Raw genomic sequence first — 18,182 nt, 5'->3', positions numbered from 1 at the left:
AGACGGTCTCGGCTGTGGGGGCGGAGCGGATGAGCAAGCGGAGTACGACGACGATGGCGGCCGTGGCACTGGTCTGCGCCGTGACCGTCCTGGCGGCGCCCGGCCTGGCCCATGCGGCACCGGCGCCCACTCCCTCGCCGTCGGCGACACCGAAGAGCAAGGACCTGGAAGCGGTCCGCGCGAAGATCGACAAGCTGTACCACGACGCGGCGGTGGCGACGGACGAGTACAACGCCGCGGAGGAGAAGGCCGAGAAGCAGTCCGACGCGATCGTGAAGCTGGCCCAGAAGATCGCCGACGGGCAGCGCCGGCTCGACCGCCTCAAGAGCAGCGCGGGCGCGGTCGCCCGCGAGCAGTACCGCAACGGCGGCATCCCGCGCGAGACGCAGTTCCTGCTCTCCGGCGACCCGCAGCACTTCCTCGACAGCGCCGGCCGGATGTACCAGGGCCAGCAGGCCACGAAGAACCTGCTGTCCCAACTGGCCGACACCCAGGACGATCTCGCGCGCTACGCCGACGACGCCTCCGCCAAGTGGAAAGAGCTGGACGCGGGCGCCAAGGAGAAGGCCGCGGCCAAGAAGAAGATCGAGCGGCAGATCAAGGAAGCGCAGGAGCTGGAGAACAGGCTGGAGAAGAAGGAGCGCGAGCGGCTGCGCAAGCTGGAGGAGCAGGCCGAGCAGCAGGCGCAGACGGCCTGGCTCTCCTCGGGCGTCCTGAAGGAGATCGACGGCCGGGCGACGCCCGCGGGCAAGAAGGCGGTCCAGTTCGCCACCGCCCAGCTCGGCAAGCCGTACGTGTGGGGCGCCGAGGGCCCGAAGTCGTACGACTGCTCGGGCCTCACCTCGCAGGCCTGGGCCGCGGCCGGCCACGGCATCCCGCGCACGTCCCAGGAGCAGTGGAAGCAGCTCAAGCACATCGACATCCAGGACATGCGCCCCGGCGACCTGATCATCTACCACGACGACGCCAGCCACGTCGGGATGTACATAGGCGACGGCGCGATCATCCACGCCCCGCGGCCCGGACGGACCGTGACCGTGGCGGGCGCCGGCTCGATGGCGATCCTGGGAGTCGTGCGGCCCGACGCGTGAGGGGCGCCGGGGCCGCCCCGGGGGCCGGTGCCGAAGCTGTTCCGGAGCCGGTGCCGGAGCGGTGCCGGAGCGGTGCCGGAACGCGCGCCCGCGGGGTGCCGGGACCACGTGGCGCGGCCCACGTGACGCATCACACTTCCTTCACTCCAGTTCCACCGTTCCGACGTGATCTTCGTCATCCCGCATCCGGCCCCCAAGGGCCGGAACCTGCCCAATTCCGCTCCCGGGCGCGGCATATGACGGTGGCCGATCTCCGTTCACCATTCCGTTCGGGCGGCGGCTGACGCTAAGGTCCCCGTCGGTGGTTCGAGGACCTTCGTCCCACCGCGCCCTCGGGGGGAGGGAAGGAAACCTAGCGATGCCCGTACCCGTACCGCGGCAGAGAGCGATCCCGGCCGTGGAAGGTGGTCAGGCTCAAGCTGCGTCCACGACACCGTCCGCCGGACCGGCCCGCCGGCCGACCGCCCGCGACACGACCGGCCCCATGGCCGCGAAAAGCGCAGACATCAGCACCAGCACCAGCACCAGCACCACGACCCGAGCCCTCGGCACCACGGATGTCACGGAGAACACCACGGACACCATGGCCACAGAGGACACCAGCAGCTCGACCGCCGGCCAGACCACCGGCCTCACGCTCCTGGTCATCGAGGACGACCCGACCGGGTCCCTCACCGTCCCGGAGGTACCCGACGCCGCGGGCAAGCCGATCCGCGTCCGCACCGCCCGCAACCTCACCGAGGCCGAGCGGCTGCTCACGCACGACGTCAACTGCATCCTGCTCGACCTCGCGCTGCCCGGCGCCAGGACGGACCGGGACGGCGGCGACGAGCTGGAGACGCTGCGGCACGTGCTGCGCCTCGCGCCCCGGCACGCCGTCCTGGCGCTGACCGCGTCGGGCGACGCCGAGCGCGGTGCCGAGGCGGTCCGGGTGGGCGCCCAGGACTACCTCTTCCGCGACGAGCTGGACGGCCGGCTGCTCGGCCGCGCCATCCGCTACGCCGTCGAGCGCAAGCGCGGCGACGTGGCCCAGCGCAAGCTCACCGAGTCCCGGCTGCGCGCCCAGGAGAACGTCCGCCTGGAGCGCGGCCTGCTGCCGACCCCGCTGCTCGAAGGATCGTCCCTGCGCTTCGCGTCCGGCTACCGGCCCGGCCGCTCCCGTGCGCTGCTCGGCGGCGACTTCTACGACACGGTCCGCACGCCCGACGGCACGGTCCACGCGATGATCGGCGACGTCTGCGGCCACGGCCCCGACGCGGCGGCGCTCGGCGTCCAGCTGCGCATCGCGTGGCGGGCCCTGACGTTCGCGGGCCTGTGCGGCGACGAGCTCCTGTCGACCCTCCAGCGGGTCCTGGAGCACGAGCGCTCGGACGAGGAGATCTTCGCGACGCTGTGCACGGTGGACATCGCGCCGGACGGCCGCCGCGCGGGACTGTGCCTGGCCGGCCACCCGTCGCCGCTGATCGCGAGCCCGGGCCGCCCGGCGACGCTGCTCCCGTACGAGAACAGCGGCCCGGCCCTCGGACTGCTGCCGAAGGCCCGCTGGCCGCGGATGCAGGTGGAGCTGGGCCCGTCCTGGAACCTGATGCTCTACACGGACGGTCTGATCGAGGGCCGGATCGGCCAGGGGAACCAGCGCCTCGGCCAGGAGGGCATGGTGGAGATGATCCGCCGCCAGCAGGCCCAGGGCCTGCGCGGCGAGGAACTGCTGGAGGCCGCGATGAACGAGGTGCGCGACCTCAACGGGGGCGAGCTGACGGACGACGTGGCGGTACTGCTGCTGGACCGGTGACCCCGCTCGGTACCCGGGTGGGGTCAGCGCCCGCCGTTGTACGGGCCGTACGGGCCGTCGCTGCTGGAGCCGCCCCTGCGGCCGCCACCGCCGCCGCTGACCTGCCGGACGGCGGGCCGCACGTCGACCATGTACACGATCGTCGCGATGAGCCCGATGATCGGCAGGAACGACAGGATCCCGAAGATCCAGTTCACGACGAAGGCCAGCGCGAGAATGATCAGCCAGAACGGCTTGGTCTTCTTGTCCGCCGCGCGGAACGCGTCCTCACGCCGGATCGCCGCGTCGACCAGCGCGAAGCCGCTGAAGACGATCAACGCGAGGTTCAGCAGCGACAAGAAACTGTTGAAACCCTGCATCAGCACAACGCCACCACCTGAATCGACCTGCCTGCGCCACGGCGCCCCGTCATTGCGGTCACCGTACCCGTACAACGGGCCGGGCACGCGATACGTGCCCGGCCCATCGGCGTACGCCCTACTTGGCCTGCGGCGCGGTGCCGGGACCCGGCTTCTTGGCGGCCGGGGCCTTCTTCGCCGTCGCCTTCTTGGCGGCGGGAGCCTTCTTCGCGGCCGCGGGCTTCTCGGCCGTGGTGGCCGAAGCCTCCGTGGTGGCCGAAGCCGCCGGCTCGGGGTCCGGCTCGACGGCCCCGGCGATCTCGACGATCTCGTCGGCCGCCTCACCGCGCCAGCTCCGCACGGTCTCCTCGCCGTGCTCGGCGACCTTCTCGTACGTCTCGCGCGCCTTGACGGCGGCCTCGGCGGCGATGCCGACGCCGCGCAGCGCGAACTCCTGCGCCGTCTCGCCGAGCTTCTTCAGGTCGGTGTCGAGGACGGCGACGATCTCGTTCACCTTCGCGGTGATCGTGGCCTGCGCCTCCTTGGCGCGGCCGGTCGCCTTCTCCTGCACGTCCTTGGGGTCGGTGTTGCGTACGGCCTCGAAGCGCGCGGGCGCCTCGGCGCGCAGCTGCTCGACGAGGCCCGGCACCTTCTTCGCCTGCTGGTACGTCAATTCGGCGGCGCCCGCGGCGAAGTAGAGCGGGGTCGGGTCGGAGAAGGTCTTGCGCAGGTCGTCCTTGATGGCCATGGCGTGGTCCTCCCGGATCACATCAACTGCTACTTGCTTGAGGGCTCGGCACCGTCGCCGTCGTCGGGTCCACCGTCGTGGTTCCCGTTCTCTTTCCTGAAGGATTCGTAGATCTGCAACAGGACTTGCTTCTGGCGCTCGTCGAGCGAGGGGTCGGCGAGAATCACCGCACGTGTCTCGATCTCGTCCCGGTCCCGCTCGGCGTCGAGGATGCCGGCGCGCACGTACAGCGTCTCGGCGGAGATCCGCAGGGCCTTGGCGACCTGCTGCAGCACCTCCGCGCTCGGCTTGCGCAGCCCGCGCTCGATCTGGCTGAGATACGGGTTGGACACCCCTGCGGCATCGGCGAGCTGACGGAGCGACAACTGCGCGTTGCGACGCTGCTCGCGCAGATACTCGCCGAGATTGCCGACGTTGAGCGATGCCATACGTCGATACTGCCGCACGCGCGCTAACTATTGCAAGCAGATGCTTGCAATAGTGCGCCGCGTCTCATCGGCCGGCCGCGGGACCGCACCGGGTGCACGGGTACCCCGTGAGGCGGCCAGGACGCGCGAGTGCCCTGATCCGGCGGCGGATCAGGGCACTTGGCGAGCGGTCGGGCGGTGCGGCGCGCGACGGGATCAGACCGCGTACGCCCCCGGGCCGGGCTGGGGCCCGCCCAGGCCCTTCGGGTTCGGGCCGTAGGTGTTGTCGCCCGGAGTGCCCTCGAGGACCGTCAGGACGAGCAGCCAGATGCCGCCGACGAACGGGACGAAGCTGATGAAGAACCAGGCCCCCGAACGCCCCGTGTCGTGCAGCCGGCGCACCAGGACGCCCAGCGAGGGCAGCAGCGTCGCCAGGATGTACAGGCCGTAGACGACATAGAGGGCCGTGCTCCTCGTGACGACGGCGAGGATCGCCAGGACGCCCGCGATGATGGCGTTGAACAGCGCGAACATCCAGTACTCGGCACGCCGAGCCCTCCCCTGGAACGTCGCGTACTTCTTGAGGACATCGGTGTAGTAGTGCACAGGCCCCCCTGCGTTCGCACTTATGTCATGCTCACAACCGCATGATTCATGCTGAACGTAGACGAGACCGCCCACCGTGGTCAACGAACTTGTCGCGGTCTCACCGGGTGAGGTCCGACGGAGTGTCCAGGCGCGTCAGCTTGCCCGGGTTGCGGACCACGTAGATCCGCGTGATCAGACCGTCCTCCACCGCGAGGCTGACCGTCGACGGCTCCCCGTCGAAGTCGACGCGGCCTGCGGGCTCACCGTTGAGGAGCACGACCGCGATGTCGAGTTCGGTCACCTTGCCGTGCGCGCCCGCGAGGATCCGCGCGACCAGATCGGCGCCGTGCAGCTGTTCGAGCGCCGCGGCCACCACACCGCCCCCGTCGGTGATCATGACCACGTCGGGCGCCATGACCTCCATCAGCTCCTGGATCCGCCCGGTGCGCAGCGCGGCCAGGAACCGCGCCACGACCTCCCGCTGCTCCGCCCGCTCCACCCGCATCCGGGGCCTGCGGGCCGCCACGTGCGTGCGGGCCCGCCGCGCGGTCTGCCGCACCGCCGGCGCGGACTTGCCGACCGCCTCGGCGATCTCCTCGTACGGCAGGCCGAAGACCTCGCGGAGCACGAACACCGCGCGCTCGGCCGGCGCGAGCGTTTCGAGGACCGTGAGCACGGCGATCGACACGCTCTCCGCGAGCTCGACGTCCTCGGCGACGTCCGGGCTGGTCAGCAGCGGTTCGGGCAGCCATTCACCGACGTAGTCCTCGCGGCGGCGGGACAGGGTGCGCAGCCGGTTGAGGGACTGCCGCGTGACGATGCGTATCAGGTACGCGCGCGGGTCGCTCACTCCCGCCGGGTCGACGGCGGACCAGCGCAGCCAGGACTCCTGGACCACGTCCTCCGCGTCGGCCGCCGAGCCGAGCATCTCGTAGGCGACGGTGAACAGCAGGTTCCGGTGCGTGAGGAACGGGTCCCGCGACCCGGGTGCGTTCGTCATGTCCCTAAGGACACCGGCGGCCGCGCGTCCGTGACACGACCGCCCCGAGACCGCCGTGACCTGCGGCGACGCAAGCGGTCAGGAATCGAGAAGCGGCTCGACCCGGCCACGGTTAGCGTCGTTCGTACAGACACAGAAAAAGGAGTAATCATGACGAACCATGGCATCAAGACCGTCCTCCACCCCGTCTCCGACGTGGCCAAGGCCAAGGCCGTGTACGCCGCTCTGCTCGGTACGGAGCCCCAGGCGGACTCCGAGTACTACGTCGGGTTCGATGTCGCGGGCCAGCACATCGGCCTCGTACCGAACGGTGGTCCGCAGGCCATGGCGTCCCCGGTGACCTACTGGCACGTATCGGACATCGAGGCAAAGCTCGCCGAGGTGACCGCCGCGGGTGGCACTGTGAAGGAGGCCGCGCACGAGGTCGGTCCCGGCCGCCTGGTGGCCACCTTCACCGACGCCGACGGCAACGTCCTGGGCCTGCTTCAGGACAGCTGACGCGCGGCCCGCACGGACCCGGACACCGACCGGACACAGGGAGAGACACGATCCATGAGCCCCGCCAAGAGAGCGGCGACCCCGCACGCCGCCGACCGTCACGACCTGATCCGTGTGCACGGCGCCCGTGAGAACAACCTCAAGGACGTCAGCATCGACATCCCCAAGCGCCGTCTCACGGTGTTCACGGGCGTCTCGGGTTCGGGCAAGAGCTCGCTCGTCTTCGACACCGTCGCCGCCGAGTCGCAGCGGCTGATCAACGAGACGTACAGCTCGTTCGTGCAGGGCTTCATGCCGTCGCTGTCCCGCCCCGAGGTGGACGTCCTGGACGGGCTGACGACGGCGATCATCGTGGACCAGCAGCGGATGGGCGCGGATCCGCGGTCCACGGTCGGCACGGCGACGGACGCGCACGCGATGCTGCGGATCCTGTTCAGCAGGCTGGGTGAGCCGCACATCGGGCCGCCGAGCGCGTTCTCCTTCAACACGGCGTCCGCGAAGGGCGCGGGCGCGATCAGCGTCGGCAACAAGAAGGCGGTCAAGGCGACGTTCGAGCGGCTCGGCGGCATGTGTCCGCGGTGCGAGGGGCGCGGCTCGGTCTCCGACATCGACCTGACCCAGCTCTACGACGCCTCCAAGTCGCTCAACGAGGGCGCGCTCACCATCCCCGGCTACACGATGGACGGCTGGTACGGCCGGATCTACCGGGGCTGCGGCTTCTTCGACCCGGACAAGCCGATCAGCGAGTACACCAAGCGCGAGCTGAACGACCTGCTCCACAAGGAGCCCACGAAGATCAAGGTCGAGGGCATCAACCTCACCTACGAGGGCCTGATCCCGAAGATCCAGAAGTCGATGCTGTCGAAGGACATCGACACGCTCCAGCCGCACGTACGCGCCTTCGTCGAGCGGGCCACGGCCTTCTCGGTCTGCCCGGAGTGCGACGGGACGCGGCTGGCCGAGGGCCCCCGCTCCTCCAGGATCAAGAAGATCTCGATCGCCGACGCCTGCCGGATGGAGATCCGGGACCTCGCGGAGTGGGTCCGCACGCTCAAGGAGCCCTCGGTCGCCCCGCTCCTCGAAGCGCTCCAGCAGAGCCTGGACTCGTTCGTGGAGATCGGGCTCGGCTATCTCTCCCTGGACCGCCCGGCCGGCACGCTCTCCGGCGGCGAGGCGCAGCGCGTGAAGATGATCCGTCATCTCGGCTCGTCCCTCACCGACGTCACGTACGTCTTCGACGAGCCGACGACAGGGCTGCACCCGCACGACATCGGCAACATGAACAATCTGCTGCTGCGCCTGCGCGACAAGGGCAACACGGTGCTCGTGGTCGAGCACAAGCCGCAGGTCATCGCGATCGCCGACCACGTGGTGGATCTCGGGCCGGGCGCGGGGACGGCGGGCGGCACCATCTGCTTCGAGGGCGACGTGGACGGCCTGCGGGCCAGCGGCACGGTCACCGGCCGGCACCTCGACGACCGCAGGGCGCTCAAGGAGGCGCCGCGCGACGCCACGGGCAAGCTGTCCATCCGCGGCGCCGACACCCACAACCTCCAGAAGGTCAACGTCGACATCCCGCTGGGCGTCCTGACCGTCGTCACGGGCGTGGCGGGTTCCGGCAAGAGCTCGCTCGTCCACGGCTCGATCCCGCTCCAGGAGGGCGCCGAGGGCGTCGTCTCCGTCGACCAGACCCCGATCCGCGGTTCGCGCCGCAGCAACCCGGCGACCTACACGGGCCTGCTGGAGCCGATCCGGAAGGCCTTCGCGAAGGAGAACGGCGTGAAGCCCGCGCTGTTCTCCGCCAACTCCGAGGGCGCGTGCCCCACGTGCAACGGCGCCGGGGTCGTCTTCAGCGACCTGGCGATGATGGCCGGTGTCTCGTCGACGTGCGAGGACTGCGAGGGGCGCCGGTTCGACTCCTCGGTCCTGGAGTACACGTTCGGCGGGCGGGACATCAGCGAGGTGCTGGCCATGCCGGTCGCGGAGGCCGAGGCCTTCTTCGCCGACGGTCCTGCCCGTACCCCGGCCGCCCACAAGATCCTCACCCGGCTCGCCGACGTCGGCCTCGGCTACCTCACCCTCGGCCAGCCGCTCACCACGCTGTCCGGCGGGGAGCGCCAGCGTCTGAAGCTGGCGACGCATCTGGTCGGCAGGGGGGCCGCGGGTGGCGGGGCCGGCACCGTCTACGTCATCGACGAGCCGACGACCGGGCTCCACCTGGCCGACGTGGAACAACTCCTCGGCCTGCTCGACCGGTTGGTCGACTCCGGCAGGACGGTGATCGTGGTCGAGCACCATCCCGCGGTGATGGCTCACGCGGACTGGATCATCGATCTGGGGCCGGGGGCCGGGCACGACGGCGGGCGGGTCGTGTTCGAGGGGACGCCGGGGGATCTGGTGGCCGAGCGATCCACGTTGACCGGGGAGCATCTGGCTCGGTACGTGGGGGCGTGATTTCCGGGTCCCGGGGCGGGTGCGCGGGGGCGCCCCTGCCGGGCTGGGCTGTCGTTCGGCTGCCGCCCGGTGGGGCTTCTCGCGCAGTTCCCCGCGCCCCTGGGTAGTTCGTCACGCGCGGCCCGGTGGCCGCTTCTCGCGCAGTTCCCCGCGCCCCTGAGGCATGCGCTGACGCGCAGCCTCCCCTGGAGGCCGCAGGCCTCTCAGGGGCGCGGGGAACTGCGCGACCAGCCACGACGAGAGCCGCGCGTGAGAACTGGTTTCCAGGGGCGCGGGGAACTGCGCGACCAGCCACGACGAGAGCCGCGCGTGACGGATGGTTCTAGGGGCGCGGGGAACTGCGCGACCGGCCACGGCGCGAGGCGCGGAGGGAAGCGGGGGACGGGAGTGGGACCCGGGTCCGGCCGGTCAGGGCGCCCGCACCGACGACCGGCAGCAGCAACAGCACGAACGCCCCCGCGAACCCCGAAAGCCGCCCGGAGCCCATCGCGGAGACGGCGCTGAACAGCCCCGACGCCACAGCGAGAACGACGGTCTGGCCGAGGTTCTGGGACGTCTGCATCGCACTGCTCGCCGCCCCCTGCCGATCCGCCGGACTGTGCGCGAGGGAGAGCAGGGTCAGAGAAGGCGCCGCCCACCCCATCCCCACGGCGGCCAGCACCATCGACGCCACCGCCACCGCGGCCGGCACCGCACGCAGCGTGCAGAACCCGGCGAGCACCACCGCCACCGCCATCACCCCGGCCCCCACACGCACCATCAGGTCCCGCGGAACCCGGTTCTGCAACCGCCCCTGCACCCACGACGCCCCGGCCCACCCCAGCGCGGCCCCGGTGAACGCGAGCCCGACGACCACCTCCGGCACCCGCCGCGCCGTCGTCAGCATCAGCGGCACGAAGGCTTCGAGCGTGAAGTACGCGCCCGAGGTCAGCGCCCGCAGCAACGCCGTCGCCGGGAGCCCGGGAGCGGCCCGCCAGGTGCCGGGCGGCAACAGGCGCGGGGCGAGCACGACCAGCGCCGCGAGCCCCGTCCCCGTACACAGCATGTGCACGACGTCCCACTCCGAGACCCCGAACTGGGTCAGCGCCGCCGCCACGCTCACCACACCGGCGACCAACAGCGGTGGCCGGGGCGGCGGTTCGGCGGATACCGCGTCGGCCCGCATCGGCCGGCCGCGCAGCAGCAGGACGGCGGCCGCCGCCGGGATCACGGTGAGCACGGCCAGCCCGAAGAACACCGTCCGCCACGACGACCAGGCCGCCACGAGCCCGGCCAGCGGCGGCCCGGTGAGCGACGGCACGATCCAGCACGTGCTCATCAGGGCCAGGGCCCTGGCCCGTACGTGGTCGGGGTACGACTGCCCGATGGCGGCGTTCACGGAGACCGCCACGAGCCCGGCCGCGATCCCGTCCGTGAACCGCCCGAAGGCCAGCTGCCAGATGCTCGTACTGGTCGCCGAGATGATCAGGGTGGCGACGGTGAGCACCACGCCCACCATCAGCGGCAGCCGCGCCCCCGCCCGGTCCGCCCAGGCCCCGCCGAGCATCCCGCCCAGCAGACTCGCGGCGACGAACGCCCCCGCCACCAGCGGATACAGGCCCACTCCGTCGAGATCCCGGGCCGCCACCGGCAGCATCGGCAGCACGGCGAGCGCCGCGAACCCGCTCAGGAACATCACGGCGGCGAAACTCGCCGTGGCGGGCAGATACGTACGGGAGAAGAGCCCCTCGGAGCCGCTGTCGGAGTCACCGGGTCCAGGAGCGGCGGGTGTCGTCACGAGCGGGAAAGGTACACACCATTCCCCGCGACCTGCCACGCCTTTTCCGGCGCCGTCCGGCCGTACGTGGATCAGTGCGCGGCCCGCGCCGCCCGGGATCCCGTCGGCCGCAGGACGACCAGCGCCACCACGAACGCCGCCGCGATCAACCCGCCGCCGATCCCGAACGCGAGCCGGTATCCCCCGGTCAGCGCGACGGCCTGCGCGCTGCCGCTGTCGGTGAGCGCGGCGGCGCGGGCCGCGGCGAGGGTCGACAGGACGGCGACGCCGAGCGCCATGCCGATCTGCTGCGTGGTGTTGAACAGACCGGAGGCCAGCCCCGCGTCCTCCTCGCTCGCCGCCGACATCCCGAGCCCCGCGAGCGCCGGCAGCACCAGTCCGCCGCCGGAGATCAGCAGCATCACGGGCAGCAGATCGGTCGCGTACTGCCCGTGGACGGGAACGCGCGCCAGGTAGCCGAGCGCCCCGGCCAGCAGCACGAGGCCCGCGAGCAGCACCGCCCGCTCCCCGAACCGCGCCGCGAGCCGCGCCGAGACACCGAGCGACACGGCCCCGATCAGCACGGCGGCGGGCAGCATCGCGAGGCCGGTGCCCAGGGCCCCGTAGCCGAGGACGCGCTGCATGTAGAGCGCGGCGAGGACCTGGAAGGCGAACATCGCGGCCAGGGTGAGGATCTGGGTGACGTTGGCACCGACGACCGTGCGCGAGCGCAGGATGCGCAGCGGCATGAGCGGTGTACGGGCGCGGGCCTGCCGCACGAAGAACCCGGCGACGAGTACGAGTCCGGCGGCGACGGCCCCGCCCGCGGGCAGCGAACTCAGCCCGTGCGCCTCGATGTTGACGACGCCGAAGATGGCCAGCATCAGACCGCCGGTGATCAGCACGGCGCCCCACACGTCCGCTCCCGCCCGCAGTCCTGCTCCCCGGTCGCCCGGCAGCGCGGGCACGGCGAGGGCGAGGACGGCGGCGCCGATGGGCAGGTTGATGAAGAAGATCCAGTGCCAGTCGAGCACGTCGGTCAGTACGCCGCCCAGCACCTGCCCGATCGACGCCCCGGCGGCGCCGGTGAAGCTGAACACGCCTATCGCGCGGGCCCGTTCGCGCGGGTCGGTGAAGAGCGTGACGAGGATACCGAGCCCGACGGCGGCGGCCATGGCGCTGCCGACCCCCTGGAGGAAACGCGCCGCCAGCAGCACGGCGGGCGTCGTGGCCAGCCCCGCCAGGAGCGAGGCCGCGGTGAAGACGACGGTGCCCGCGAGGAACATCCGCTTGCGCCCGATCAGGTCACCGAGCCGCCCGGCGAGCAGCAGCAGGCTGCCGAAGGCGATGAGGTAGGCGTTGACCACCCAGCTCAGGGCCGTCGCGGAGAAGCCCAGGTCCTGCTGGACGGCCGGGAGGGCGACGGTGACGATGGAGCCGTCGAGGATGATCATCAGGGTGCCGGCGGCGATGACACCCAGGGCGAGCCAGCGGCCTCGCAAGCGAGCGCGGGGCCCTACACGGGGCTCTTCGACATCTGTGGTTACGGCGGACACGGCAGGGTCCCTCCGAGTCGGGCCGCCACCCCTACCGGGCGGCGACGACAACACGACCGTAACAGATAGTTCCGTTGCAGACTATCTTTCTCCGAACCATTGATGAACTACCCTTGGCCTCATGACCGCCATGACGCCCGCCCCCACCCGGACCAGGCCCGACCTCTCGTACCTCCTGGACCACACCAGCCATGTGCTGCGTACGCGGATGGCGGCGGCGCTCGCCGAGATCGGTCTGACGGCGCGGATGCACTGCGTTCTCGTGCACGCGCTGGAGGAGGAGCGCACCCAGAACCAGCTCGCCGAGATCGGCGACATGGACAAGACGACGATGGTCGTCACGGTCGACGCCCTGGAGAAGGCGGGGCTGGCCGAGCGGCGGCCGTCCCGTACCGATCGCCGGGCGCGGATCATCGCCGTGACGAAGAAGGGCGCCAAGGTCGCCGCGCGGAGTCAGGAGATCGTGGACGGGGTTCACGAGGAGGCACTCGCCTCGTTCGCTCCGGATGACCGGGAGCTGTTCCTCCGCCTGATCACCCACCTGGCCGCCGGGCACTTGAGCACCCCGGTCCCCAGCCCGGCGACACCGGCACGGAGGGCACGCCAGAGGGGCTAGCGGTTTCGTCGCCGAGCGCGGGTGGGTGGGGCGCGCCCGAAGAACCGGCCAGGGGCGCGGGGAACCGCGCGGCCGGCCCCCACCGGGGGTCAGTCGAACGGCAGTGGGCGGGTATGCACCACATCGAGCCGCGACACGGCCCGGGTCAGCACCACATACAAGCGCTCCAGCCCGCGCGCCTCGGCCTCCACGATCGCCGCGGGCTCGACAGCCACGACATGGTCGTACTCGAGCCCCTTGGCCTCCCCGGCCCCGAGCACACTGACCCGGCCCCCCAACTCGTCGGCCCCACCGACGACAACCCCGGCGGCGACGAGCCCACCCCGCACCCGCCCCACATCCCCCTCGGCGGCGATCACCCCGACCGACCCCGCGAACCCGAGCGCCCGCCGCACCGCGTCCACGACCCCGCCCACCACATCCCCGACCTCCCGCACCCGCAACTCCCCGTCCCCGCGCAGCGACCGCGCCGCGGGCACCGCCACATCGATCCGTTCCAGCACCCGGTTGGCCAGCGCCACCACGGCCGCGGGCACCCGGAACCCCACGGTCAGCGGCACCACCCGCGCCTCGGGCCGCCCGAGATGCCCCAGCAGCTCCTGCCAGCTCCGGGCCGCCCACGGCGTGGTGCCCTGCGCCAGATCCCCGAGCACGGTCAGCGAACCGAAGACGGCGCGCCGCGCGATGACCCGGGCCTGCATCGGGGAGAGATCCTGCGCCTCGTCGACCACGATGTGCCCGTAGCCCTCGGGATGCGCGAGCAGCCCGGCGACCTCGTCGACGAGCACCAGATCGGCGGCCGACCACCGGGCGGACTTCCACGAGCGCGGCGCCCGCGCCCACAGCACGGCCCGCTGTTCCGCCGCGTCGAGCACCCCGTCCGCGGCCCGCGCCAACACCTCGGGATCCGACAGGAGTTGATGCACGACCTCCTCGGCCCGCACCCGGGGCCACACGGCGTCCACGTAGGCGCTCATGGGCCGGGACCGTTCGATCCGCTGTGTCCAGGCGCGGTTGACGTTGACGGCCCGCCGCTCGGCGCGCTCCTGGATGTACCGCACGGCCCGGCTGCGGACCCGCTCGCGCCCCACCGAGTACGGCGGCGCCTCGGCGAGCACCCCTTCGACGATGCGGGCCAGCTCTCCGGCGGGCACCCGCCACCGGTAGGAGACCTGCGGGTCGGGGACGGCGAGGCCGTCGGTGATCCCGGCCGTCGAGACCCGCGCGTACAGCGCCCGGCGCAGCACCTCGGCCATCCGGACGTCGTGCTTGACGACGGCGGCGGCCTCGTCGTCGCACGACCGCACGGTCAGCTTCTCCGAGCCCACCAGTTCCTCCACGGTCGACTGCCGCACCCCGCTCTCGCCGAGCGCGGGCAGCACCGCGGAGATGTAGGAGAGGAAGGTCCGGTTGGGCCCGACGACCAGCAGTCCGCCGCGCTGGACGCGCTGCGGGAACGTATAGAGCAGGTACGCGGCCCGGTGCAGCCCCACGGCGGTCTTGCCGGTCCCCGGCGCGCCCTGCACGCACACCGACGCGGTCAGCGCCTCCCGCACCAGGTCGTCCTGTTCCGGCTGGATGGTCGCGGCGATGTCCCGCATCGGGCCGACGCGCGGCCGCTCGATCTCCCCGGCGAGGATCCGGCTCCCGGAGTCCGTCTCCCCGGCCCCGATCCGCTCGTCCTCCAGGCTCGTCAGATCCGCGGTGTCCCCCACGCTCCTCGGCGCCCATCCGAACCGGCGCCGTACGTCCACACCCTGTGGATCCTTGGCGCTCGCCTGGTAGAAGGCCCGGGACACCGGCGCCCGCCAGTCCACGACGAGCGGCGGCGCGGCCGGGTGCTCGGTGATGCGCAGCCGCCCCACGTGATAGCTCTGCCGCGCGTGCTCGCCCGACTCCCCGAAGTCGAGCCGCCCGAAGAACAGCGGCGCCGGCGGCAGCTCCTTCATCTCCTTGGCCCGGCTGCGCAGTTGGTACCCGAGCACCTCGGCGTCGGCGCCGGACGCGGAGGCGTTCTCCCCGATGACGACCTGCTCGTCGGCGCCCTCGACCATGGCGGTGAGGGCGGCCCGGCAGGTGTCGTGGAAACGGCGCTCGGCGTCGAGCACGGAGCCGAGGGAGTCGTCGTCGCTCATGCCCTCACGATAACCCAAAACGTTACCGGGTTACATTCTTTACTCTGTTGCGCTCTTCTCCAGCGTCTCCCGCAGCCCCCGGGCCAGCTGCCCGAACCCCAGCTCGGCGGCGCGCACCGCGTCCGCCGCGATGGCGTCGGCCGACTCCCCGGCCGCGATCCGCCGCCCGTTCTCCTGCGCCAGCACGCGCTGCACGGCCACGATCTGCCCGGCCGCCAGCCGTGCCTCGAACTCCGGCCCGCCCAGCGCCCCGGCCAGCGCCTTCTCGGACCGCTCCTGATACCCGTACAACCGCGCCACCAGGGCCGGCGTCCCGTACAGCAGCCGCTGATAGGCGAGAACCGCCGGGTGGTCGCACAGCCCCGTCACCGGATCCCGCCGCTCCAGGCCCGCCAGGAAGTGCCGCCGCAGCGCCTCCAGCGCGCTCTCCCCCGCCGCCCGCCCGGCCACGACCCGCGCCGCCTCGTCCTCGTGATCGGCGAACCGGTGCAGGACCAGATCCTCCTTGGCCGCGAAGTACCGGAACAGGGTCGGCTTGGACACCTCGGCCGCCGCGGCCACCTCGGCCACGGACACCTGGTCGTACCCCCTCTCGAGGAACAGCCGGACGGCGGTCTCGGAGAGCGTCTCGCGGGTGCGCCGCTTCTTCAGTTCGCGGAGGGAGGGGGGTGGGGTGGTCATGGGAAGGAGGGTACGGGGGCCGTGCGGGCGCGTCCGTCGTGTGCGCGGCGTCAGCGCCCCGTACGGGAGAGGGCCAGCGCGAGATAGGGGCGGTCCGCCGTGCTGGGCCCGGCCGGCATCCCGAGCCAGTTCCGCGCCTTGCTCAGCGTCGCCGTGTACGAGTCGACCGCGCGGCGCACGTTCGGCGCCCCGAGACCGATCCTGGTGATCATCCGGTCCAGGTCCACATAGGCCGAGCGGACGATTTCGAGGCCTTGATAGGCCCGTGCGTCGGCCTCCCAGTCCACCGTGCAGCGGGCCGGCATCCGCTGTGCCCACAGGGCGCTCATCCGCCCCCTGACCTCTCGGGTCGTCGGCGTGAGGTGCAGGTGCCGCACCATGTCGTACAGCGGGTCGCCGACCATGGCCATCTCCCAGTCCAGGAGCGTGAGCCCGAAGTCCCGGGTGCTGCACACCAGGTTCCAGGGATGGAGGTCACCGTGGAGCAGTACGGGAGGCCGGTGCGACACCTCGCGCGTGCGCAGCAGCTCCCCGAGCGTGTCGGCGTCCGGAAGGCCGAGCCGGCCCGCGAGCACCCGTGTCTCCGCCGCCAACTCCCGCACCATGACGACGAGCTGGCCGCAGAGCCACGGATAGAAGCCCTCCCCGTCGAATCCCGCCCTCCGCATCGCGGGCATCAGGGACTCCGTGCCGACGCCGGCCAGTGCGCACAGCTGGTCCACCAGGCCGCTCATCTGGCCGAGGAGCAACCCGCCCTCCGGGTGGCGCGGAGCCTGCCGGATGTCGGAGGGGCCCATGTACGAATGGATGGTGAACCGGTCGTCCAGGTCGCTGACCCCGAGCGCGAGCACGCGGGGCACCTTGACGGGGAGCCCGGCGTCCTCGATCGCGCGCAGCACCATGTGCTCGTTGAGGAACCGGGGTTCGAGCGGCTGGGCCGCGCGGAGTTTCCTGCGAATCATGACGGGCCCGAAGCGCGGCACCGGCACGACCGTCGCCAGATGGGTGATCCCTTTGAAGACGTGGCGTGCCGAGGCCGCGCCCTCCGCCCACAGCGCGGCCCTGACCGCCCGGTCGGGGAAGTCGTCGCGCAGGGGAACACGGAGGTCCTGCCGCCAGGCGACGGGGACGGCGAACCTCTCGTCCCGGTGCCGGGCCCCACGGGCCACCTGTCGCCGGTAGAGCAGGCGCTCGATCGTCTTGCGGTCCGGTGCGTCGCGCAGCCCGAGGGGCTCGCGGGCGGTGGTCAGCGCCCGGTGGATCTCCTGCGCGGCCGCTTCGAGCTGCTCCTGGCCGAAGCGGCCGCCCAGCGCGCCGACAGCGCGGATGACATCCGGATACACGGACTGTGCGTGCTCGAAGGCCACGTAGTGCTTCAGGTCCTGGTGCAGTCCCGCGACCGCGTCGGGGCCGACCCGCCGCATCGCCCGCTCCCAGCACCTGATCACTTCGGCGAGCTGGTCCTCGGGATACCTCATGCGCACCAGGTGGACGGCCAGGTCGTGCAACGGGTCGCCGTACGTGGCGAGTTCCCAGTCCACGCACGTCGGGGCGACGTCGCTGCCGCCGGACACGATGACGTTGTCCCGGTGGAGATCACCGTGGAGCAGGCCGAACGGGCGCGAGGTCATGACCGGCACCCAGCGCGCGTACCGCTGGAGAGCGTTCTCGGGCACCCCCAGGGCCACGAACAGCCCGCCGAAGTCCCGCCAGTTGGACCTGCGGATCTGCTCGTCGGCCCGGTGCGCCAGCGCCCGCAGGAAGCCCCTGCTGTCCCCGTCGCGGGGCCAGTGGCCGGGACGCGGCGGAAGGTCGGCGACCGGCACCGCGGCGAGGCTCGCGAGACGGTCGGTGAGCGCGTCGATCAGCACGGACTCGACCGGCTTGCCGGCCGGGCAGACGGAACCGAGGGGAACCCCCTCGGCGAATCCGTGGAACACGGTCTCCTGCCGCCGGGCCAGCGGCCGGGGCACGTACTCGGTGGTACGGCGGACCGCCTCCAGCACCCTCCGCTCGTCGGACCAGGTCCTGGTCACCACGGGACGCACGTCGTACTTCCGGGTCCTGACCAGGATTCGCGCACCGGCGGCCAGGCCGACGGCGGCCGCCATTTCCTCCGTCGGCTCCACCACGTGATTGCTATGGTGGTGTCCCGTCAGCGTGGTGCCGTGGCGTCGCGCGTATGCGGCGAAGCCGTCCCACAGGTCCCTGGTCCGGACGTCGATGACGTCGCTCGACCTAAGGGCGATCGGGGCGATGACAGCGCCCACAGGCCGCTCCTGGATGTTCATGCGTCGGGCCGTGACAGAGGCCCACACAGTAAACCCGTGCCAGAAGCCTCACCACCGGAGAACGAGACTGCGCGGTTTCTGTGGCGGACGGAAACCCTCAAGGGTCCCGATGTTCGAGAGACGACCGATTTGGGCTGCTCAGGTACGTCCGCGCCGAGTCGAACCGGTCCTGAGACATCGTCACGATCGCGGATTCAACGGCCGCTTTGCCCGCCTCGTCCGCGGCGAGCC

At 71.8% G+C, this 18,182-nt stretch carries 15 protein-coding genes; 5 read left to right on the top strand and 10 right to left on the bottom strand.

What is annotated here, in order from left to right:
• Nucleotides 1-29: 29 nt before the first annotated feature.
• Both ABII15_RS20950 and ABII15_RS20945 read left to right on the top strand, forming a co-directional pair.
• Entirely contained in the window at nt 30-1,091 is a 1,062-nt protein-coding gene (locus tag ABII15_RS20950; RefSeq protein ID WP_353943847.1) for an NlpC/P60 family protein, read from the top strand.
• A gap of 358 nt (nt 1,092-1,449) precedes the next feature.
• Entirely contained in the window at nt 1,450-2,883 is a 1,434-nt protein-coding gene (locus ABII15_RS20945; protein ID WP_353943846.1) for a fused response regulator/phosphatase, read from the top strand.
• A gap of 23 nt (nt 2,884-2,906) precedes the next feature.
• Here ABII15_RS20945 and ABII15_RS20940 read toward each other — a convergent pair whose 3' ends face one another.
• The 5 genes from ABII15_RS20940 to ABII15_RS20920 all read right to left on the bottom strand — a co-directional run bounded on the left by ABII15_RS20940 (nt 2,907) and on the right by ABII15_RS20920 (nt 5,964).
• The gene (locus ABII15_RS20940; RefSeq protein ID WP_353943845.1) at nt 2,907-3,242 is read right to left on the bottom strand and encodes a DUF2516 family protein; all 336 of its coding nucleotides are present in this window, start codon (nt 3,240-3,242) and stop codon (nt 2,907-2,909) included.
• 118 nt (nt 3,243-3,360) lie between these two features.
• Entirely contained in the window at nt 3,361-3,969 is a 609-nt protein-coding gene (locus tag ABII15_RS20935) for a hypothetical protein (RefSeq protein ID WP_353943844.1), read from the bottom strand.
• 29 nt (nt 3,970-3,998) lie between these two features.
• Nucleotides 3,999-4,397, bottom strand: coding sequence for a helix-turn-helix transcriptional regulator (locus tag ABII15_RS20930; protein ID WP_353943843.1), 399 nt, complete (start codon nt 4,395-4,397; stop codon nt 3,999-4,001).
• Nucleotides 4,398-4,592: 195 nt separating this feature from the next.
• Nucleotides 4,593-4,982, bottom strand: a complete 390-nt coding sequence (locus ABII15_RS20925; protein ID WP_353943842.1) for a DUF805 domain-containing protein — start codon at nt 4,980-4,982, stop codon at nt 4,593-4,595.
• 100 nt (nt 4,983-5,082) lie between these two features.
• Nucleotides 5,083-5,964, bottom strand: coding sequence for an RNA polymerase sigma-70 factor (locus ABII15_RS20920; RefSeq protein ID WP_353943841.1), 882 nt, complete (start codon nt 5,962-5,964; stop codon nt 5,083-5,085).
• 150 nt (nt 5,965-6,114) lie between these two features.
• On the opposite strand from ABII15_RS20920, the gene ABII15_RS20915 reads away from it, so the two are divergent.
• Together ABII15_RS20915 and ABII15_RS20910 are read left to right on the top strand one after the other, a co-directional pair.
• Complete coding sequence (locus ABII15_RS20915; protein ID WP_353943840.1) at nt 6,115-6,462, top strand: VOC family protein; 348 nt, start codon at nt 6,115-6,117, stop codon at nt 6,460-6,462.
• A 54-nt stretch (nt 6,463-6,516) separates the two neighbouring features.
• Nucleotides 6,517-8,916, top strand: a complete 2,400-nt coding sequence (locus tag ABII15_RS20910) for an excinuclease ABC subunit UvrA (RefSeq protein ID WP_353943839.1) — start codon at nt 6,517-6,519, stop codon at nt 8,914-8,916.
• Between the two features lie 322 nt (nt 8,917-9,238).
• On the opposite strand, the gene ABII15_RS20905 is transcribed toward ABII15_RS20910, so the two are convergent.
• Both ABII15_RS20905 and ABII15_RS20900 read right to left on the bottom strand, forming a co-directional pair.
• On the bottom strand, nt 9,239-10,591 hold the full coding sequence (locus ABII15_RS20905; RefSeq protein ID WP_353947133.1) for an MFS transporter: 1,353 nt from the start codon (nt 10,589-10,591) through the stop codon (nt 9,239-9,241).
• A 173-nt stretch (nt 10,592-10,764) separates the two neighbouring features.
• Nucleotides 10,765-12,174 (bottom strand): MFS transporter, encoded by a 1,410-nt coding sequence (locus tag ABII15_RS20900; RefSeq protein ID WP_353943838.1) that lies wholly within the window; start codon nt 12,172-12,174, stop codon nt 10,765-10,767.
• 175 nt (nt 12,175-12,349) lie between these two features.
• Here ABII15_RS20900 and ABII15_RS20895 point away from each other — a divergent pair, with 175 nt between their 5' ends.
• Nucleotides 12,350-12,844: a MarR family transcriptional regulator gene (locus ABII15_RS20895; protein WP_353943837.1), complete on the top strand. Its 495-nt coding sequence runs from the start codon at nt 12,350-12,352 to the stop codon at nt 12,842-12,844.
• 89 nt (nt 12,845-12,933) lie between these two features.
• On the opposite strand, the gene ABII15_RS20890 is transcribed toward ABII15_RS20895, so the two are convergent.
• Genes ABII15_RS20890 through ABII15_RS20880 form a run of 3 tightly spaced genes read right to left on the bottom strand, consistent with a single transcriptional unit; the run spans nt 12,934 to nt 17,930 of the window.
• Nucleotides 12,934-14,979 carry an AAA family ATPase gene (locus ABII15_RS20890; RefSeq protein WP_353943836.1) on the bottom strand — a complete coding sequence of 682 codons (2,046 nt, stop codon included), beginning with the start codon at nt 14,977-14,979 and terminating at the stop codon, nt 12,934-12,936.
• Between the two features lie 39 nt (nt 14,980-15,018).
• Entirely contained in the window at nt 15,019-15,660 is a 642-nt protein-coding gene (locus ABII15_RS20885; RefSeq protein ID WP_353943835.1) for a TetR family transcriptional regulator, read from the bottom strand.
• A gap of 50 nt (nt 15,661-15,710) precedes the next feature.
• The gene (locus ABII15_RS20880) at nt 15,711-17,930 is read right to left on the bottom strand and encodes an aminoglycoside phosphotransferase family protein (RefSeq protein WP_353943834.1); all 2,220 of its coding nucleotides are present in this window, start codon (nt 17,928-17,930) and stop codon (nt 15,711-15,713) included.
• Nucleotides 17,931-18,182: the final 252 nt, after the last annotated feature.

Origin of the sequence: Streptomyces sp. HUAS MG91, assembly GCF_040529335.1 — a bacterium.
GTDB classification, from domain to species: domain Bacteria; phylum Actinomycetota; class Actinomycetes; order Streptomycetales; family Streptomycetaceae; genus Streptomyces; species Streptomyces tabacisoli.
This window is presented reverse-complemented; position numbering and strand designations above follow the sequence as displayed.